Origin of the sequence: Paenibacillus sp. FSL R7-0340, assembly GCF_038002205.1 — a bacterium.
GTDB classification, from domain to species: Bacteria; Bacillota; Bacilli; order Paenibacillales; family Paenibacillaceae; genus Paenibacillus; species Paenibacillus polymyxa_B.
Window position 1 is genome coordinate 480,619 of record NZ_JBBOBY010000002.1, and the last position, 18,057, is coordinate 498,675.

General features: G+C 49.6%; 17 protein-coding genes. 13 read left to right on the forward strand and 4 right to left on the reverse strand.

Annotation, left to right across the window (positions count from 1 at the left end):
• The 3 genes from purQ to purF are packed head-to-tail and all read left to right on the forward strand — an operon-like array spanning position 1 to position 4,377.
• Positions 1-690: a phosphoribosylformylglycinamidine synthase subunit PurQ gene (gene purQ, locus MKX59_RS25040; protein ID WP_023987050.1), complete on the forward strand. Its 690-nt coding sequence runs from the start codon at positions 1-3 to the stop codon at positions 688-690.
• Complete coding sequence (gene purL / locus MKX59_RS25045; protein WP_023987051.1) at positions 668-2,911, forward strand: phosphoribosylformylglycinamidine synthase subunit PurL; 2,244 nt, start codon at positions 668-670, stop codon at positions 2,909-2,911. The genes purQ and purL overlap by 23 nt, the downstream gene beginning before the upstream one ends.
• On the forward strand, positions 2,896-4,377 hold the full coding sequence (gene purF, locus MKX59_RS25050) for an amidophosphoribosyltransferase (protein ID WP_023987052.1): 1,482 nt from the start codon (positions 2,896-2,898) through the stop codon (positions 4,375-4,377). Before purL ends, purF begins: the two co-directional genes overlap by 16 nt.
• A gap of 407 nt (positions 4,378-4,784) precedes the next feature.
• On the opposite strand, the gene MKX59_RS25055 is transcribed toward purF, so the two are convergent.
• On the reverse strand, positions 4,785-4,970 hold the full coding sequence (locus MKX59_RS25055) for a hypothetical protein (RefSeq protein WP_143757184.1): 186 nt from the start codon (positions 4,968-4,970) through the stop codon (positions 4,785-4,787).
• 138 nt (positions 4,971-5,108) lie between these two features.
• Between MKX59_RS25055 and purM the strand changes: the two genes are divergently transcribed.
• From purM to MKX59_RS25105, 10 genes are all read left to right on the forward strand, one after another.
• The gene (purM, locus tag MKX59_RS25060) at positions 5,109-6,149 is read left to right on the forward strand and encodes a phosphoribosylformylglycinamidine cyclo-ligase (protein ID WP_340859272.1); all 1,041 of its coding nucleotides are present in this window, start codon (positions 5,109-5,111) and stop codon (positions 6,147-6,149) included.
• Entirely contained in the window at positions 6,149-6,763 is a 615-nt protein-coding gene (gene purN / locus MKX59_RS25065; protein WP_023987054.1) for a phosphoribosylglycinamide formyltransferase, read from the forward strand. The genes purM and purN overlap by 1 nt, the downstream gene beginning before the upstream one ends.
• 130 nt (positions 6,764-6,893) lie before the next feature.
• Positions 6,894-8,441: a bifunctional phosphoribosylaminoimidazolecarboxamide formyltransferase/IMP cyclohydrolase gene (gene purH / locus MKX59_RS25070; RefSeq protein WP_013308804.1), complete on the forward strand. Its 1,548-nt coding sequence runs from the start codon at positions 6,894-6,896 to the stop codon at positions 8,439-8,441.
• A gap of 70 nt (positions 8,442-8,511) precedes the next feature.
• Entirely contained in the window at positions 8,512-9,777 is a 1,266-nt protein-coding gene (gene purD / locus MKX59_RS25075; protein ID WP_023987055.1) for a phosphoribosylamine--glycine ligase, read from the forward strand.
• A gap of 125 nt (positions 9,778-9,902) precedes the next feature.
• A complete protein-coding gene (locus MKX59_RS25080; protein WP_069080224.1) occupies positions 9,903-10,580 on the forward strand; it encodes a TetR/AcrR family transcriptional regulator in 678 nt (225 codons plus the stop codon).
• 99 nt (positions 10,581-10,679) lie between these two features.
• A complete protein-coding gene (locus MKX59_RS25085; protein WP_023987057.1) occupies positions 10,680-11,537 on the forward strand; it encodes a substrate-binding periplasmic protein in 858 nt (285 codons plus the stop codon).
• A gap of 85 nt (positions 11,538-11,622) precedes the next feature.
• Entirely contained in the window at positions 11,623-12,270 is a 648-nt protein-coding gene (locus MKX59_RS25090) for an amino acid ABC transporter permease (protein ID WP_023987058.1), read from the forward strand.
• Positions 12,271-12,284: 14 nt separating this feature from the next.
• Entirely contained in the window at positions 12,285-13,034 is a 750-nt protein-coding gene (locus MKX59_RS25095) for an amino acid ABC transporter ATP-binding protein (protein ID WP_080751596.1), read from the forward strand.
• A gap of 54 nt (positions 13,035-13,088) precedes the next feature.
• Positions 13,089-13,514: an OsmC family protein gene (locus tag MKX59_RS25100; RefSeq protein ID WP_023987060.1), complete on the forward strand. Its 426-nt coding sequence runs from the start codon at positions 13,089-13,091 to the stop codon at positions 13,512-13,514.
• A 183-nt stretch (positions 13,515-13,697) separates the two neighbouring features.
• A complete protein-coding gene (locus MKX59_RS25105) occupies positions 13,698-14,951 on the forward strand; it encodes a serine hydrolase (RefSeq protein ID WP_023987061.1) in 1,254 nt (417 codons plus the stop codon).
• A 40-nt stretch (positions 14,952-14,991) separates the two neighbouring features.
• Here the strand turns inward: MKX59_RS25105 and MKX59_RS25110 are convergent, their stop codons facing one another.
• From MKX59_RS25110 to MKX59_RS25120, 3 genes are read right to left on the reverse strand one after another with little or no spacing between them, the layout of a single operon-like run.
• Positions 14,992-15,969 (reverse strand): FecCD family ABC transporter permease, encoded by a 978-nt coding sequence (locus MKX59_RS25110; RefSeq protein ID WP_053324655.1) that lies wholly within the window; start codon positions 15,967-15,969, stop codon positions 14,992-14,994.
• On the reverse strand, positions 15,966-16,970 hold the full coding sequence (locus tag MKX59_RS25115) for a FecCD family ABC transporter permease (RefSeq protein ID WP_339201458.1): 1,005 nt from the start codon (positions 16,968-16,970) through the stop codon (positions 15,966-15,968). Before MKX59_RS25115 ends, MKX59_RS25110 begins: the two co-directional genes overlap by 4 nt.
• Entirely contained in the window at positions 16,967-17,947 is a 981-nt protein-coding gene (locus tag MKX59_RS25120; protein ID WP_076295793.1) for an ABC transporter substrate-binding protein, read from the reverse strand. Before MKX59_RS25120 ends, MKX59_RS25115 begins: the two co-directional genes overlap by 4 nt.
• Positions 17,948-18,057: the final 110 nt, after the last annotated feature.

The window sequence follows — 18,057 nt, forward strand, 5'->3', positions numbered from 1 at the left end:
ATGAAATTTGCAGTTCTGGTTTTTCCGGGCTCCAACTGTGATATTGACTGCTATAAGGCGGTAGAGGACACGGTCGGTGAACCTGTCGATTATGTTTGGCATACTGCGACGGATCTGTCGCCTTATGATTGTATTCTTGTTCCAGGAGGCTTCTCTTACGGGGATTACCTGCGTTGCGGCGCGATTTCCCGGTTTGCTCCGGTGATGAAGGAAGTAGCCAAAGCGGCTGCTGAGGGGAAATACATTTTAGGTATCTGTAACGGTTTTCAAATTCTGACTGAAGCTGGGCTGTTGCCAGGCGCTTTGCGCCGTAATCTGTCGATGAAATTCCGTTGCCATGATACGGTGTTGAAGGTTGCGAATAACCAAACACCTTTTACAAAAGATTACGCTGCTGGTGAAGAGATCGTCATTCCGATCGCCCACGGCGAAGGCAACTATTACTGTGATGATGAGACGCTGGCTCGCTTGCAGGCGAATAACCAGATCGTATTTACGTATAGAGATAATCCAAACGGTTCCGTGACGGATATCGCAGGGATTTGTAATGAACAAGGAAACGTGCTGGGCATGATGCCTCATCCGGAACGCGCGGTGGACGCATTGCTCGGAACGGATGACGGCAAACGTATGTTTACATCTATTTTGAATGCTTGGAGGGATCGACATGGCGCAGCAAGTGTCCGCTAAGGAACCGACGGCAGAGCAGGTTGCCGAACATAAACTGTATCAGCAGATGGGTGTATCGGACAGTGAATATGCGTTGATCTGTGAATTCATGGGACGTCAGCCGAATTATACGGAGATTGGCGTATTCAGTGTCATGTGGTCAGAGCATTGTGCTTACAAAAACTCTAAGCCGTTGCTGCGTCGTTTTCCAACGAGCGGTCCGCGAGTTCTGATGGGACCCGGCGAGGGCGCAGGCATTGTAGATATCGGTGACAACCAAGCGGTTGTATTTAAAATCGAAAGTCATAACCATCCGTCGGCTGTGGAGCCTTTTCAAGGGGCAGCGACTGGGGTAGGCGGTATCATCCGTGATATTTTCTCCATGGGTGCAAGACCTGTCGCGGTGTTGAACTCCCTGCGTTTTGGCAAACTGGAGAGCGACCGTGTGAAATATTTGTTCGAGCATGTGGTATCTGGTATTGCGGGATATGGGAACTGTATCGGTATTCCGACTGTAGGTGGCGAGGTTGTATTTGATGAAAGCTACGAAGGCAATCCGCTCGTTAATGCAATGTGTGTCGGACTGATTGACCATGATAAGATCCAGCGTGGTGTTGCTAAAGGGGTCGGTAACCCGGTGTTCTATGTGGGCCCGCCGACAGGTCGTGATGGGATTCACGGAGCGACATTCGCATCGGTTGAGTTGACAGAAGAATCTGAGGCGAACCGGACTGCGGTTCAAGTAGGCGATCCTTTTATGGAGAAGCTGGTTATGGAATCCTGTCTGGAACTGATCGACAGCGGTATTGTGCTGGGTATTCAGGATATGGGTGCCGCAGGACTTACCTGCTCCAGCGCGGAGATGGCGAGCAAGGCTGGCAACGGCCTGGAGCTGTATCTGGATCAGGTACCGCAGCGTGAAGAGGGTATGACACCTTATGAAATGATGCTGTCCGAATCACAGGAACGGATGCTGTTCGTAGTAGAGCCTAAGGATGAAGCACAGGCACTGGAAATTTTCGAGCGTTGGGGTGTTATTTGTGCCAAGGTCGGTAAAGTGACGGATGACGGTCGTTTGCGTTTGTTCCATCACAATGAAGTGGTCGGAGATATGCCAGTGACGGCGCTGGTTGACGAGTGTCCGATTTATGACAAGCCTTCCGAAGTCCCTGCTTATTATGAGCAAAATGCTGCTATTGACACACTTCGTTACGCTGAAGTGACGGATTTGAACGGTGCGTTGAAAAAGGTGCTGTCTTCACCAAGTGTAGCCAGTAAGAAATGGGTATACGAGCAGTATGACTACATGGTTCGCACGAGTACAGCCGTTCGTCCGGGATCGGATGCAGCTGTAGTGACTGTGCGCGGAACTCGTAAGGGACTCGCCATGACGACAGATTGTAACGGACGTTATGTATACCTTGATCCAGAGGTAGGTGGACGGATTGCAGTCAGCGAAGCAGCGCGTAACATTGTATGCTCCGGCGGCGAGCCGTTGGCGATTACGGATAACCTGAACTTCGGTAACCCTGAAAAGCCGGATATTTTCTGGCAAATGGAAAAAGCCGTGGACGGTATGGCAGAGGCTTGCCGTGTACTGGATACACCTGTTATCGGGGGCAATGTCAGCTTGTACAATGAAAATGCTAAAGGCTCCATCTATCCGACGCCTGTTGTCGGTATGGTAGGTCTGGTACATGATACAGATCACATTACGACACAAGGCTTCAAAGCCGAAGGTGATGTAATTTTCCTAGTGGGGGAAACGAAGGCCGAGCTGGGAGGCAGTGAGTTCCAAGCTGTCGTACACGGTGTATCCGAGGGACGCCCACCTGAGCTGGATTTGAACGTAGAGAAAAAACTGCTGACTGCGGTACTGGGAGCGATTCAGACCGGATTGGTACAATCTGCGCATGATTTGGCAGAGGGCGGATTGGCTGTAGCGCTTGCAGAATCCGGGATTAGCGGCGGATTGGGAGCACAGGTCAACGTAGAAACGAGCTTGCGTCCTGACCATGCGTTGTTTAGCGAAACTCAATCCCGTATTTTGTTATCTGCATCGCCGGATAAAGCGTCTGCTCTGGAAGCACATCTGCGTGGTTTGGAAGTGCCAGTTACCGTATTAGGAAAAGTTGAAGGATCACAATTGACAGTTGAGGTGAACGGACAACCCGCTTTGAACGAGGCAGTCGCCAGTTTGAAGCAAATCTGGGAGGATGTCATTCCATGTCTGATGAAATAACAGCACGGACGTTGTGGACTGGAGATTATTATAATGAAGGCTCTGGTAAAGAGGGGCTGTTTGATAAATTAAAAGAGGAATGCGGCGTGTTTGGAGTATATAGACACTCCGATGCCGCTTCCCTAGCATATTACGGATTGCATGCACTCCAGCATCGCGGGGAGGAAAGTGCGGGCATCTGTGTGAGCAGTGGCGACGAGTTCCATTATCATCGTGGAATGGGGCTTGTAAAAGAAGTATTCAATAAAGATTTGATGGCTTCGCTGACAGGCGATATTGCCATAGGACATGTGCGCTACTCGACAAGTGGAGACAGTAAGCTAACGAATGCACAGCCTTTGGTGTTTAAGTATCGTGATGGGGATCTAGCGGTAGCTACGAACGGGAATATCGTGAATGCTTTGCAAATCCGGCATGAGCTGGAGCAGGGCGGGTCTATTTTTCAAACGACCAGCGATACAGAAGTAGTGGCGCATTTGATCGCACGATCGTCCAAGGATTTGGTGGAGGCTGCCAAAGATGCATTGAAGCGTATTGTCGGCGGATTTGCTTTTCTCATTATGACCAACGATAAACTGCTGGTCGCTTCTGATCCCAATGGCTTGCGTCCGTTGACGATGGGCAGATTAGGTGATGCATATTTGTTTGCCTCCGAAACCTGTGCTTTGGAAACGATTGGAGCAGAGCTGTTGCGCGATATCGAGCCGGGTGAACTGTTGGTGTTGGACAAAAATGGTCTGCACGAAGACCGTTACAGTGAAGGCAAGCATCGTAAAGCACTGTGCGCGATGGAATATATTTATTTTGCCCGTCCTGACAGTGATTTGAATGGTTCTAATCTTCATGCTGCACGCAAAAGAATGGGGAGCCAGATGGCGCTGGAAGCTTTTGTCGATGCGGATCTGGTGACAGGAGTGCCGGATTCCAGTATTTCGGCTGCGATTGGTTATGCAGAGCAGACAGGTATTCCTTATGAGCTGGGTATGATTAAAAATAAATACACTGGACGTACCTTCATTCAGCCGAGTCAGGAGCTACGCGAGCAGGGTGTGAAAATGAAGCTGAGCGCTGTACGCCGTGTTGTTGAAGGTAAACGAGTCATTATGATCGACGATTCTATCGTACGGGGCACTACATCCCGTCGAATCGTGAATATGCTGCGGGATGCAGGGGCACTGGAGGTACATGTACGTATTACCTCACCGCCTTTCAAAAACCCGTGCTTCTATGGCATCGACACGCCGGATCGCCGGGAACTGATCGCTTCGTCCAAAACCGTCGAGGAAATTCGTGAGGAAATTAACGCCGATTCGCTCTACTTTATGAGCGCCGAGGGTTTGATTGCCGCTGTAGGAGGATATAACGAACAGGATTACAAAGGCGGCTTGTGCCTAGCCTGTTTCGATAATGATTACCCGACTCAGGTAGATTTCAAAGGTGAAGAAAAGTTCGGATGTAGTTGTTGAGAAAAGGGAACAAAAGAAGCACAGTGGTGCATGGCAGGAATGGGGATGTCGGTTTTGAGGGGGCCACTCCGCGTGTGGAAGGTTCTTCCGATCGCTGTTGCCGCTGGATTCCTGGATTGGAATAACCCATTACAGGGTTAGAATCCAGCGGCAAAGGCGAACGCTTTCGCTTCTCCAGAATCCTTCCACCCGCTCCGTTCCTCAGGTGTGCAGCATTTTGCAGCAGTGACTGTACCTCTTCTGTTCCCACGGGGAAGAGGATAGGTAAGGCAGTTAAAAACTCATGGCATAACTATTTCATGCCATGAGTTTTTAACGGAGCGGTGACTCACAAAAAGTCACCCTGCTCTTATAAGGTTGAGCCAGCGAAGCGAAGCTCAACAGCAGGCAAGGCGAAGCTGCCTGCCTCAATGGTCAAATAAGTAAGCCGCCCGTTGGCGCTGCTCACTTATTTGACCGGCACGTCCCCGCCTTTGCGAAGCAAACAGCCCGGGACGTGCCCCGCCGCCACTGCATAGGCGGCCTTGCACTAAAGCGTGTCCTTTGTATTCGCGGGTATAGCCCACGAATACAAAGGACAACACGCGACTCACAGCACGAACCAACCACCAAGCAGCACCCAACCTTACACATCTGACCGACTCTTGAGGGGTCCAGGGGGAGCAGCCCCATGGAATCCTCCCTGTTAGGGAGGACTTAGGAGGGTCAATCATTTGAAGGAGTGTTCATGAATGTCCGAAGCATACAAAAACGCAGGGGTAGATATCGCTGCCGGTAATGAAGCAGTAGAACGGATGAAAAAGCACGTTAAACGTACCTTCCGTCCCGAAGTGCTGACGGACTTGGGCGGATTCGGTGCGTTGTTCGGCCTGAATAAGGATAAGTACGATGAGCCTGTACTCGTTTCCGGTACCGATGGTGTCGGCACGAAGCTGAAGCTTGCTTTCGCAATGGATCGTCATGACACCATTGGTATTGACGCGGTTGCGATGTGTGTAAACGACATTATCGTCGGGGGCGCGGAGCCACTCTTTTTTCTGGATTACCTCGCTTGTGACAAGGTTGTACCCGAGAAAATTGAAGCTATAGTCGCTGGAATCGCAGAGGGTTGCCATCAATCGGGCTGTGCGCTGGTCGGCGGTGAAACCGCAGAAATGCCAGGGATGTACAGCGAGGGTGAATATGATATTGCCGGATTCACGGTAGGGATTGTAGATAAAAGCAAAATCATCAACGGTAGCTCGATTGCTCCCGGAGATACCGTTATTGGACTGGCTTCAAGTGGAGTTCACAGTAACGGCTTCTCACTGGTTCGCAAGCTGTTATTGGAACAGCAGGGCTATGATTTGCATGATGGAATCGAAGGCTTGAACGGCAAACTGGGCGATGTACTGCTGGAGCCGACGAAAATTTACGTGAAATCCGTTTTGGCATTGCTGGACAAGGTAAAAGTAAAAGGCATGGCGCATATCACAGGTGGCGGTTTTATTGAAAATATCCCTAGAGTGTTACCGGATCACGTCAATGTGGATATAGAATACGGCACTTGGCCGATTTTGCCAATCTTCCAGCTCATGCAGGAAAAAGGCGCAATCTCCAACAAAGACATGTTCACAACCTTTAATATGGGAATTGGAATGGTAATCGTTGTAGGCGAAGAGCATGCACAGACTGCACTGGAAGTTCTGAAGGAACAGGGCGAAGCTGCATATGTGATCGGAAAAGTAACGGAAGGCAGTTCTATCGTGACCTTTACGGGAGCCGAGGTGTAATGAACGAGTACCGGATTGCTGTTTTTGCATCAGGCGAGGGGACGAATTTTCAGTCATTGGTGGATGCGGCTGCACGAGAAGAACTGGGCGGCGCCTCGGTAGAATTGCTCATCTGTGACAAGCCTGCGGCTCCTGCCGTAGCTAGAGCACAGAAAGCTGGAATTGCGTGCCATACTTTTCGACCCAAGGAATATCTTTCTCGAGAAGACTATGAGCGTGAACTGGTGACTTTACTGGAGCAGAAATCGATTGATCTCATCGTGTTAGCTGGCTACATGCGTTTGCTATCCAGCGTCATGGTCGATGCCTACGCAGGAAAAATCATTAATATTCATCCGTCACTACTTCCGGCATTTCCAGGGAAAGATGCTGTTGGACAGGCATTGGCCTATGGGGTCAAGGTAAGTGGCGTCACCGTTCATTTTGTGGACGGGGGCATGGATACGGGTGCCATTATTGCCCAGCGTGTCGTGGAAGTTGACGACCATGATACAGCGGAATCCTTATCCGCAGCCATTCAATCCGTGGAACGTCAGCTATATCCAGAGGTAGTTGGCAAATTGGCCCAAGGCAAAATCCAATTAAATGGTCGCAAAGTGATTTCACTTCTCTAAGAATGATTGTAATTTGTCATATCATTGTCATATCAAGGATGCTGTACAGGCATTTTCCGATATTTCTCGGGAAATAAAATGATAAAAGAGAATTTTGCAAAATTCTGAAAGAGCTAAAGGAGGAGACAGGGTGAGTATTAAAAGAGCGCTCGTCAGCGTATCGGATAAGCGGGGGATCGTGGAATTTTGCCGCGAGTTGTCCAAATTGGGTGTGGAGATCGTTTCGACAGGGGGAACGAGCAGCTTGTTGTCGAAGGAGGGCATTCCCGTCATCGGCATTTCAGAGGTAACGGGTTTTCCTGAAATTATGGATGGACGTGTTAAAACACTCCACCCTGCGGTACACAGCGGCTTGCTGGCTGTTCGGGATAATGAAGAGCATCAGCGTCAGATGAAAGAACTTGGATTGGGTTATATAGATCTGGTCGTTGTGAATCTGTATCCTTTTGCGGAAACGATTGCCAAACCCGGTGTAACTTATGAGGACGCGATTGAAAATATCGACATCGGCGGTCCAACGATGCTGCGTTCTGCGGCAAAAAATCATGCTTTTGTCAGTGTGGTGGTCGATGCTGATGACTATAGCACAGTGCTGGAGGAAATCCGTAAGGATGGCGATACGGAACTGAATACCCGTAAGCGTCTGGCCGCAAAAGTTTTCCGTCATACGGCGTCATACGACGCTTTGATATCCGATTATTTGTCGAATGTGACAGGCGAGCCGTTGCCTGAGCGATACACCGTAACCTATGAAAAAATTCAGGATTTGCGTTATGGCGAAAATCCGCATCAGCAGGCGGCATTTTACCGTGAGCCATTGGCGGCAAAGGGTACACTGACAACAGCGAAACAACTTCACGGCAAAGAGCTGTCTTACAATAACATCAATGATGCTAATGCTGCTTTGCAAATCGTTAAAGAATTCAGCGAACCTACAGTAGTAGCAGTTAAGCATATGAATCCTTGCGGTGTGGGAATCGGCGGCAGTATTTATGAAGCGTACAGCAAGGCGTATGCAGCTGATCCAACCTCGATTTTTGGTGGCATCGTAGCGGCTAACCGGATTATTGATGGTGATACAGCGAATAAGCTGAGTGAGATCTTTTTGGAAATTGTACTGGCACCGGGATTTACGAAAGAAGCATTGGAGATTTTAACGAAAAAGAAAAATATTCGTTTGCTTGATCTGGGTGAGCTTTCCCGGTCTGAACAGGCAGAGAGCCGTTTCGTCGTGACTTCCATTGAAGGCGGCATGGTAGTTCAGCAAAATGACATTCACGCTGTAGACTCGGATGCACTTACAGTTGTAACGGAGCGGGCACCATCCGAGGAAGAACTGAAACAGCTTTTGTTTAGCTGGAAAGTGGTTAAGCATGTGAAATCCAACGCCATCGTACTGGCGGCAGATAATATGACCATTGGCGTAGGCGCAGGACAAATGAACCGTGTCGGTGCGGCCAAGATTGCTATCGAGCAGGCCGGTGACAAAGCAAAAGGTGCCGTACTGGCATCCGATGCATTTTTCCCGATGGGCGATACGTTGGAGCTGGCAGCTAAAGCAGGCATCACAGCAGTTATTCAGCCGGGCGGCTCCATCAAAGACGAAGAGTCCATCAAGGTTGCTAACGAATACGGCATTGCCATGGTCTTTACAGGCGTACGTCATTTCAAGCACTAACTTGTATGAGTTGAGGATGCAGCAGCATTTTCACCTGAACAATCTAATGGGAGCGGGAGGAAACACCTGAATGGATATTTTGGTTATCGGAGGGGGCGGCCGCGAACATGCAATTGTGTGGGCGCTGAAGAAGAGCCCCAAGGCCGGGCAAATCTATTGCGCACCAGGCAATGCTGGTATCGGACAGTTAGCGGAGTGCGTGCCGATTCCGGTGAGTGACTTTGACGCGCTGACAGAGCTGGCGGAATCCAAAAAGGTAGGACTTGTCGTGGTTGGTCCCGATGATCCGCTGGCAGATGGCATTGTGGATGCTTTTGAAGCGAAAGGCATTCCAGTATTCGGACCGCGTAAAAATGCAGCTGAAATTGAAGGCAGCAAAATCTTCATGAAGGATTTGCTCCATAAATATCATATTCCGACAGCAACCTATCGCAAGTTTTATACTTACGAGGAAGCACATGCATACTTGAAGGAGCAACCGATCCCAGTCGTCATCAAGGCAGACGGACTGGCGGCAGGAAAAGGGGTAACGGTCGCGTACTCGATGGAGGAAGCGGAAAAGGCTCTCTCTGACATTATGGTGGCCAAGGTGTTTGGTGAAGCCGGGGCACAAGTCGTGATCGAGGAGTTTCTGGCTGGTCAGGAAATGTCGATTCTCTCCTTTGTCGACGGTGAAACGGTTCGTCCGATGGCTGCGGCGCAAGACCACAAGCCAATTTTTGATGGTGACAAAGGGCCGAATACAGGTGGCATGGGTACGTATTCTCCGTTGCCTCACATAGCCAATTCCATTATTGAGGAAGCTATTGAGACGATTATTAAGCCGACGGCCAAGGCCATGGTTGCTGAAGGGCGTCCGTTCCGAGGTGTATTATTTGCTGGATTGATGATTTCGCCGGACGGCAAGCCAAAGACCATTGAGTTTAATGCACGTTTCGGTGATCCGGAAACTCAAGTGGTTCTGCCTCGTTTAAAATCCGATCTGCTCGATATATTTCTTGCTGCTGTAAATGGTACGCTGGATCAGGTGGAGATTGAGTGGAAGGATGAAGCGGCGGTGTGCGTGGTGCTGGCATCCGGAGGTTATCCTGCAGCTTACGCCAAAGGCGTACCTATCCACGGATTGGAACAGGTAGACGAAGCCATTGTGTTCCATGCTGGAACAGGCATCAACGAACAGGGTGAGTGGGTAACGAACGGCGGACGTGTATTAGGTGTGGTCGGCTTGGGACGTGATATTGCCGGAGCACGGAACAAAGCTTACGAACAGGCGGATCGTATTACCTTTGAAGGTAAACAAAACCGTACGGATATTGCGGCAAAAGCATTGCTGTAGCAGTAATATATAGGATAAAGAGGACCTCTGTGGAGGTTCTCTTTTTTCGTTTGACAAAAGTATACTTATCCTATAGGATTAAAAATACAAAACTGACTGACTGATCAATCGGGAGGAGGAAACCCATGCAGCCACGGAAGGCGAAGCAGTCCAAGACCGTCTCAAATGACCAACCTGCTGAGCACGCGGGAGAAGAAACAGACCGCAGAACACAGCTTCTTCACATTGCATTGAAGCGGTTCGCCGAGCAGGGTTACCATCAAACGAAGATTTCAGATATCGTGGTAGAGGCGGGAGTAGCCCAAGGCACGTTTTATTGGTATTTTAAAAGTAAAGAGGCACTGGCGCTGGAGATTATCGCTACTGGTCGTGAACAACTACTGTCAGCGATCGGACAGGGATATCGCCGTGACGCGGGAACGCTGGCTGATATGGTTAAGGCATCAGAGGCGCTGTTTGTTCGGTTATTTGATTTTGCATTGGAGAACCGCTATCTGATGGGTTTGCTGCTGATCGGCAGCGGTGTCGATGAACCGGTGCGCCAGAGTATCCGAGAGACAAGGGCCGCGATGGAGCAGGCATTCCGGCGCAATATGGAAAGAGCGATCGAGCTGAACATGTTGCCTGCTGAATTGGATGTCGAATTAAGGGCGGCACTACTCATGAGTATGATCGAAGGTGTCATTACACGCTGGCTATTCGGTTCAGAGGGAACACATGACCACATCACGCAGATAACTGCTAAAAGATTGGCAGCAGAGGCGGCTAATTTTGAGTTTTATGGACTATTAGGTCAAAGCTAGATGTGCAACATCGCATGAATGGGGCGTTGGCAACAAATAATATAGCCAAATCACATAGAAGAACTCAATCATTTACATCCAGACAGGAGAGAACGATACATGAAAACACGTAAAAAAGGGTTCTTGGTAACTACACTCATGGCTCTGGCATTGTTCAGCCTTGTGCTGAGCGCTTGCGGTACTAAGCCAGAAGCTTCTAATACTAGCAATGGAGCGGGTAGCAGTAATGTGGCAGCGAGTAACCAGCTCGAAGCAATCAAGAAGGCTGGTGTAATTAAGGTAGGCATGATGGGCACCTATCCGCCGTACAATTTTTTGAACGACAACAAGGAATTGGACGGATTTGATGTGGATATCGCCAAAGAATTGGCGAAGCGGATTGGAGTGAAACCGGAGTTCACGGCACAAGAATTCTCGGGACTGGTTCCAAGTTTGCAAAAGAAAAAATTCGATGCAGTGATTAGCCAGGTTACGATCACAGAGGATCGTAAGAAGGCCATTGACTTCACAGAGCCTTATATCACAAACAATGTAAACATTATCGTAAACAGCAAAACAAATGATATTACCAAGCTGGAGGACTTTAAAGGCAAAACCATTGGTGTCGGCTTGGGAACGAATGATGAATCTTATCTGCGGAATGAAGTACTACCGAAGGTAGGCGATTTTGAGATTAAAACGTATGATGATGTCATTACTTCCTTAAAGGATCTAAACTCTGGTCGTATTGACGCAACAATCAACAATCTGTATGCTCTCAAGCCGATTATCGATAAAAACGGGTTCCAAATTAAAGCCGTAGGCGAGCCGATTAAATCGGATCAAGCGGGTGTAGCCATTAACCAGAAAACTCCTGAGCTCAAAGAAGCCTTGAACAAGGCTTTGAACGAAATGAAGGAAGACGGCACTTACAAAACAATTTTCAAAAAATGGTTTGGCGAGGAGCCAAAAGAATAACGTAAGCCTGTTAGAGGCGTTTGGCTCCAGTCTTGGCTTTTATGCTGACATGGGGCCACTCGTCTGAAAGAAGGGAATATAACCGATGCTTGAATTAATGTGGGAGAACGTCCCTTTTTTATTAAAGGGTGCTTATTATACGCTTTATATCACGATTGTCTCTATGTTTTTTGGCCTAATCATTGGTTTGGTTGTTGCTGTGGCCCGGTTGAAGGGGAATCGACCCGCTCGATGGCTGGCGCGCATGTATGTATCGATCATTCGGGGGACGCCGGTTTTGGTGCAGATTGCGGTCATTTATTACGGACTGGATGATTATGGAATATCATTCGGATCGCTGACGGCTGCTTGTCTGGCACTCAGTATTAATACAGGGGCGTACTTATCGGAGACGTTCCGTGGAGCTATTTTAGCCGTACCCCAGGGACAGACCGAGGCAGCTTATGCGACGGGAATGTCGCCCGGTCAAACGATGTGGCGCATTATTCTTCCTCAGGCGGTACGCATTGCAATTGCACCGATGGGGAATACATTTGTAGGTATGCTTAAAGAAACGTCGCTGGTGTCGGTTATCGGGGTCAGTGAATTGATGCGACAGGCACAGCTTTTACAGGCACAGTATTTGCTCTACATGCCGTTTCTGCTCGAAATTGGCCTGATGTACTGGATTATGAGCATTGGATTCTCCGCTATACTGGAGCGGGTGGAAAAGCGTCTGGCTCGAGCTTATTAAGGTGGAGATGATAGATGATGATAACAACAAACGGATTAGGTAAACGATTCGGACAGGTAGAGGTTCTGAAAAGCATTGATTTTCAGGTTGCCGCTCGTGAAATCGTCGTATTACTCGGCCCGAGCGGCTCAGGTAAAAGTACCTTGCTGCGCTGCCTGAACGGTCTGGAAGAGCTGTCTTCCGGCAAGTTTGAGGTGAATGGGATTGAGGTAGATGCTACGGCTCCCGTTCGTGTCCGCCAAGCAGCCATTCGTGATATTCGCAAACAGACGGGGATGGTGTTTCAGCAATTCAATCTGTATCCGCACAAAACCGCAATCGGCAATGTCATTGAAGGACTGCTGACAGTAAAAAAAATGCCGCGCGACAAGGCTATGTCCATCGGACAACGGTTGTTGGAGCGGGTGGGGTTATCGGATAAGCAGGATGTACATCCTTCACGTCTGTCCGGTGGACAGCAGCAGCGGGTAGCCATTGCACGTGCGCTGGCGATGGACCCGGCGATTATGCTGTTCGACGAGCCGACATCGGCGCTTGATCCCGAGCTGGTAGGGGAGGTGCTGGGTGTTATGCGAGAGTTGGCTCAAGACGGAATGACGATGGTCGTCGTTACTCATGAGATGAAATTTGCTCGCGAGGTGGCAGACAAGGTTATATTTATGGCAGATGGTATCATTTTGGAGGAGGCAGCGCCACAGGAATTTTTTGACACTCCCCAGCATGAGAGAACACAGAAATTTTTACGCCAAATCAGCGAATTTTAAAGTAAGATCGAGGATAAATCATAGATTATTAAGATGGAAAGAAGGCCTTTGAACATGAAAGTATCTACAACTTGGCACGGCAAACGCGCGTTTACTTCGGAGGGACCATCCGGTTATTCTGTAGGGATGGATGCTACGGCGGCTTATGGCGGTGATGGTAAAGGGATGACTCCCATGGAACTGCTGTTGGCAGGTCTGGCAGGATGTATGGGGATCGATATCACAATGATTTTGGATCGTTTCTTGTCGGACATTACTCGTATTGATATTGACGCAGAAGGTACGCGCAAGGAAGAAATGCCGACAGGCTTTACAGCGATTGATCTGACATTCCACGTAGATGGAGATATTCCAGATTACCGCGTATGGAAAGCGATTCAGATGGGTAAGGAAAAATATTGTGCAGTATCCGACTCCTTAAAAGCGGAAATTCGGATGCACCTCATATTGAATGGAACCGAAGTACCCTATCCAGCATAAGTGTCGAAGGGTAATGAAAGAGAGTCAGCCTGTGTTATGTACAGGAGGCTCTCTTTTTTATGTTATTTGAAAATATGACACGTAATGAAACTTTTTGTACTGTGTTTTCGTTTAAAATAGAAATTGAAATATAAAAATGGGAAAATAAACCTGTGTATGAAGTGTATACAGGGGGAGGTTATAGTGAAACGAAAGCGCCTTATCATAGTAGCAACTATTTTGGCTACAGTGCTCATCGTTATGGGAGTGGCAACAGGATTACTAACTTTCATGCAGAATCAAGTGGCTAATCCCCCGAATACCGTCCGGCCCACAACTGCGATTGCAGCCGAGGTTGAGGGTGAAACAAAGGAACAGGATGCTGCCACGCGTTTACTTCATTTTGTGGAGGAGAATGCAGAAAAAGTTTCGATTACGATTCTGAGAGATGGAAAAAAGCTGGCAGGCCAAGAGGAAAACCGGATGATGCCTTTGGCGAGCACCGTCAAAACAATCATTGCGATCGAATATGCCAAGCAAGCGGCGGTGGATCAGATCAACCCGGATGACAGAGTGAAGCTGATTTCGCTGGAAAGGTTTTATTTGCCGGGTTTGGATGGTGGTGCTCATACGGCGTGGCTACAGAATATGGAGGCTAAAGGGCGGATACAGAATGAAACTGTATCTGTACGAGACGTCGCCAAGGGGATGATTCAATTTAGTTCCAACGCCAATGCGGAGTATTTAATGGACAAACTGGGGGTGGATGCGATCAATCGGACGAGAGCCAAAATGGGGCTGCAAAATCATGATCCCATTTATCCGTTTGTATCCTCCATTTTGATTCCTTACGAATGGATGAAGGAGAGACAAGGTGAGAATTGGAATAATACAAAGAATAAAATTTCTGCCAAAGAAGCCATTCAGGCGATGTCGGACACGGAGTTTCGCCGATATGCCCGCGTGATTCATAACAAGCTGCGCCGTGATGTGAGTGGTTCTTACAAGAAAAACGCAGATATTGAGACCTGGTATGATCAGGATTATGACCGTATTAATACGGATCGTTTTATAGCTTCAACGACGGCCGATTATGCCTCTTTAATGAGTAAGCTGAACCGCCGTCAAGGGTTCACAAAAGCTGAGCAAAAGTTATTGTCCGAGGTCATGGAGGAACCATTTATGGTTCTTCCTGAAAACCAGCAATTCCTGAAACATACTGGGCAAAAAGGAGGCTCCACGGCTTACGTTTTGACACTGGCAATGTATGCGACAGATAAGGAAGGGCATTCGACAGAGCTAGCTGTCTTTTTTAACGATTTGGACCCTAGCACAAATGCCAGCTTTCCTGAAATGATAAATGTTTTTAAAAAGAGGTTACTGCATGATGAATCGTTTAGAGAAGAAGTTAATCGGCGTATCGGTGTACAGGTAGCGCTGCTAAACGCTAGAGTATAGTACTGCGTTTAGCAGCGCTGCGCAACTTCTTATCCTAATCCTATCCGCTGCCTTTTTGTTTGCGTTCCCGCAGCAATAGATACAGAAAATATGGCGCGCCAATGACGGCTGTCACGATGCCAGCGGGAATTTCTAGCGGCGGCCTCAGCCCCCGTCCCAACGCATCGGCGAGGACGAGAATCAGGGCGCCGATCATCGCCGAGCCGGGCAATAGATAGCGGTGGCGATTCCCAAATAACCGCCGTGCCAGATGCGGTGCCAGCAGTCCGATAAAGCCGATGGAGCCGATGGCAGCAACACAGGAGGCAGCCAAGGCGACTGACACGGCTAGCAGTCCTGTACGCACGCGTTTCACGCTAAGTCCCAGCCCAGCAGAGCTTTCTTCATCTAGGCTCATAATGTCGAGCTTACGCTGTAGGGTATAGGCGAGAGGCAGCAACACGATTAACCACGGCAGTAGCCCATACACTTCGTCCCAGCCTTTTCCCCACAGACTTCCAGCTAGCCAAGTGAGCGTGTCGCTGGCTTCGAGTGGATACTTGACCAGTATATAATCGGTCGCAGCCTGAAAAATAGCGCCCACCGCCAGTCCGGTCAAGGCTAGCATATTGGGACGCATGCCTCCCTTCATCGAAAGCTGTACGAGCAACAGTGCAGCTAGTCCGGCACCGACAAAGGCCGCTACAGGCAACAGCGCCACTGGGGATGAGGGTAGCAGTACGATGACGAGAACCGCCGCAAAGCCGGCCCCCTTGGATACACCTACCACATCTGGCGAGGCTAGCGGGTTGCGGATCATGCCTTGTAGCAGAACACCGGCTACTGCCAGCCCAGCTCCGGCCATGATGGCCAGCAGACCACGTGGCAGCCGATAGTGGTGAACGATGAACCAGGAAGAGGCATTCTGGTCAGTCAGAGCTGTGATCAGCTCAGAGGGCGTAATGTAGGTGCTGCCCACGCCTATAGCTATAAAAGCAACACCCAGCATGAGCGCGAGTAAAATCCACAGTTTTTTCATCGTGAAGCCCTCCCGTTCTTATGCGCCAGATATAAAAAGAAGGGCGCACCCACCAGCGCCGTTACAATACCAACGGGCGACTCATAAGGAAATGCAATGAATCGTCCAAGCACGTCTGCATATGTCAGCAGCAGAGCTCCGCAGATTGCAGACAGGGGAATGACCCGCTTGTAATTGTCACCTGTAAACATCTTGATGATATTCGGCACCATCAGGCCCACAAAGCCGATGGACCCGGCTACCGCTATGGCAGAGCCTGCCAGCATAATCACTGAGGCCGAGGCCAGTAGACGGACAAGACGTACGTTTTGTCCCAATCCTTGTGCGACTTCCGTCCCGAGGCTCAGCACAGATAGCGAGGGGGCCAGCGCCAGCGCAAGGATCATACCCACGGCGAACCATGGCAGCACCAGACGCGTGTCGGCCCAAGTGGAACCATCGATGGCTCCGGCGAGCCAATACAGCACATCGGATATTTGCTCGTTGAACACGAGCAGTCCCTGGGTGATGGAGGCCAGCAACAGATGCACGGCCATCCCGGCAAGGGCCAGCTTAACCGGCGTCATGCCCGCCGTTCCGGCCAGCGCATATACGAAGGAGCCGCCTGCGATGGCCCCGGCAAAAGCAAAATAAATGCTGCCGGACGATCCGATATTCGGCAGCAGCACGACGGACAGCACGACAGCCAGCGAAGCGCCTGAGCTGACCCCGAATACCTGCGGCGAGGCCAGCGGGTTGCGTGTGATGGCCTGCATCAGGGCTCCAGCCCCGGCGAGCCCCGCCCCGACGATTAGGCCAATAACGGCACGCGGTAGGCGTACCGTCAAGACAATGAGCTGATCCTTGGACGGATGCTCGGTGAACAGCGCAGTCAGCATGGTGGGGATGTCCATCCTGACTGGGCCAATCGCCACGCTGAGCAGCAATCCAGCCAGCAACGCAGCGATAAGTGCAAAGAAGACCGGCTTATTCAGCCGGTCGCGTGAGACTTGTCCGATCAACGGGAGCCGTCTCCTTTACTTTGCGCGGGATACAGAAGCGAAATGGCTTGCTCCAGTATTTTCTCGGCTGAGCCGAGTCCACGGTACCGGGTCCATAGTGCCCGGTTCACTTCGTAAACTTCCCCTTTTTTGACGGCCGTAATGTTTTGCCAAAGCGGGTTTTGCTTCCATTCCGCAATCAGCTTCTCATCGGCTTCCACCAAAAAGATCACATCAGGATCCGCTTGTGCAATCTGTTCCAGCGTCAGCTTGACGGTAGGCTCGCTTGTATTTTGAAGGGCATTGTGAATACCCGCTTGCTCCAGCAGTTGTCCATCAAAGGATGAAGCACCGTGAGCCGATAGTGAATCAGAGCGGAATACCCCTAGCAATACGCTACGTGACTCGCCAGCTTTGATGCCTTCTTTTAACTTTTCCATGGTAGCTTTATGCGCAGTGAGAATTTGCTTCCCTTTTTCCTTCTCGCCCAACGCATCGGCGATGACACCGAAGGATGCCAGGTTTTGTTCATAGGAGGAATTGCGGCTCTTTAGAACAATGGTCGGAGCAATCTCGCTTAGTTCTTTGTATATGCTTTTATGACGATTCAGATCGGCAATAATCAAATCCGGCTTCAGGGAGCTGATCGTTTCCAGGTTTGGCTGTTTGCGCGTGCCTACTGGTGTGAAGTTGATTTTCTTACCGAGCAGCCCATCAATATCATCGTCATTTTCCTGAGCTATGCCGACAGGAGTAACGCCCAGTTGGGTTGTGGCATCGACAAAAGAGAATTCCAGGGTTACGATTCTTTTGGGTGTACCTGTAACCTTGGTTTCTCCCATCTCATGTTTAATCATTCGAGTGTCGCCTGTTGCTTGAGGTGCTACTGCGCTGTTATCTTGTGACTGGCGTCCACATCCCGCCATAATGACCGTCAGTAGTGCCAGGATCGCTGCAAGCAGCATGCCTGTGCGCAGTGGTTGTTTCGGTGTTGCCATACGTTATCCCCCGTTCCAGTATGATTATCAGAGAAACTGATAATCATTATCAATCAACTAACTGTTGATCATTCTAGCAATCGGGAAGGAGGACGTAAATAATGTGGTCA

What these genes read in the sequence shown, in the direction of transcription:
- purQ (WP_023987050.1), top strand. Translation starts at nt 1, where the DNA reads ATGAAATTTGCAGTTCTGGTTTTTCCGGGCTCCAACTGTGATATTGAC.
- purL (WP_023987051.1), top strand. Translation starts at nt 668, where the DNA reads ATGGCGCAGCAAGTGTCCGCTAAGGAACCGACGGCAGAGCAGGTTGCC.
- purF (WP_023987052.1), top strand. Translation starts at nt 2,896, where the DNA reads ATGTCTGATGAAATAACAGCACGGACGTTGTGGACTGGAGATTATTAT.
- purM (WP_340859272.1), top strand. Translation starts at nt 5,109, where the DNA reads ATGTCCGAAGCATACAAAAACGCAGGGGTAGATATCGCTGCCGGTAAT.
- purN (WP_023987054.1), top strand. Translation starts at nt 6,149, where the DNA reads ATGAACGAGTACCGGATTGCTGTTTTTGCATCAGGCGAGGGGACGAAT.
- purD (WP_023987055.1), top strand. Translation starts at nt 8,512, where the DNA reads ATGGATATTTTGGTTATCGGAGGGGGCGGCCGCGAACATGCAATTGTG.
- MKX59_RS25080 (WP_069080224.1), top strand. Translation starts at nt 9,903, where the DNA reads ATGCAGCCACGGAAGGCGAAGCAGTCCAAGACCGTCTCAAATGACCAA.
- MKX59_RS25085 (WP_023987057.1), top strand. Translation starts at nt 10,680, where the DNA reads ATGAAAACACGTAAAAAAGGGTTCTTGGTAACTACACTCATGGCTCTG.
- MKX59_RS25090 (WP_023987058.1), top strand. Translation starts at nt 11,623, where the DNA reads ATGCTTGAATTAATGTGGGAGAACGTCCCTTTTTTATTAAAGGGTGCT.
- MKX59_RS25095 (WP_080751596.1), top strand. Translation starts at nt 12,285, where the DNA reads ATGATGATAACAACAAACGGATTAGGTAAACGATTCGGACAGGTAGAG.
- MKX59_RS25100 (WP_023987060.1), top strand. Translation starts at nt 13,089, where the DNA reads ATGAAAGTATCTACAACTTGGCACGGCAAACGCGCGTTTACTTCGGAG.
- MKX59_RS25110 (WP_053324655.1), bottom strand. Translation starts at nt 15,969, where the DNA reads ATGAAAAAACTGTGGATTTTACTCGCGCTCATGCTGGGTGTTGCTTTT.
- MKX59_RS25120 (WP_076295793.1), bottom strand. Translation starts at nt 17,947, where the DNA reads ATGGCAACACCGAAACAACCACTGCGCACAGGCATGCTGCTTGCAGCG.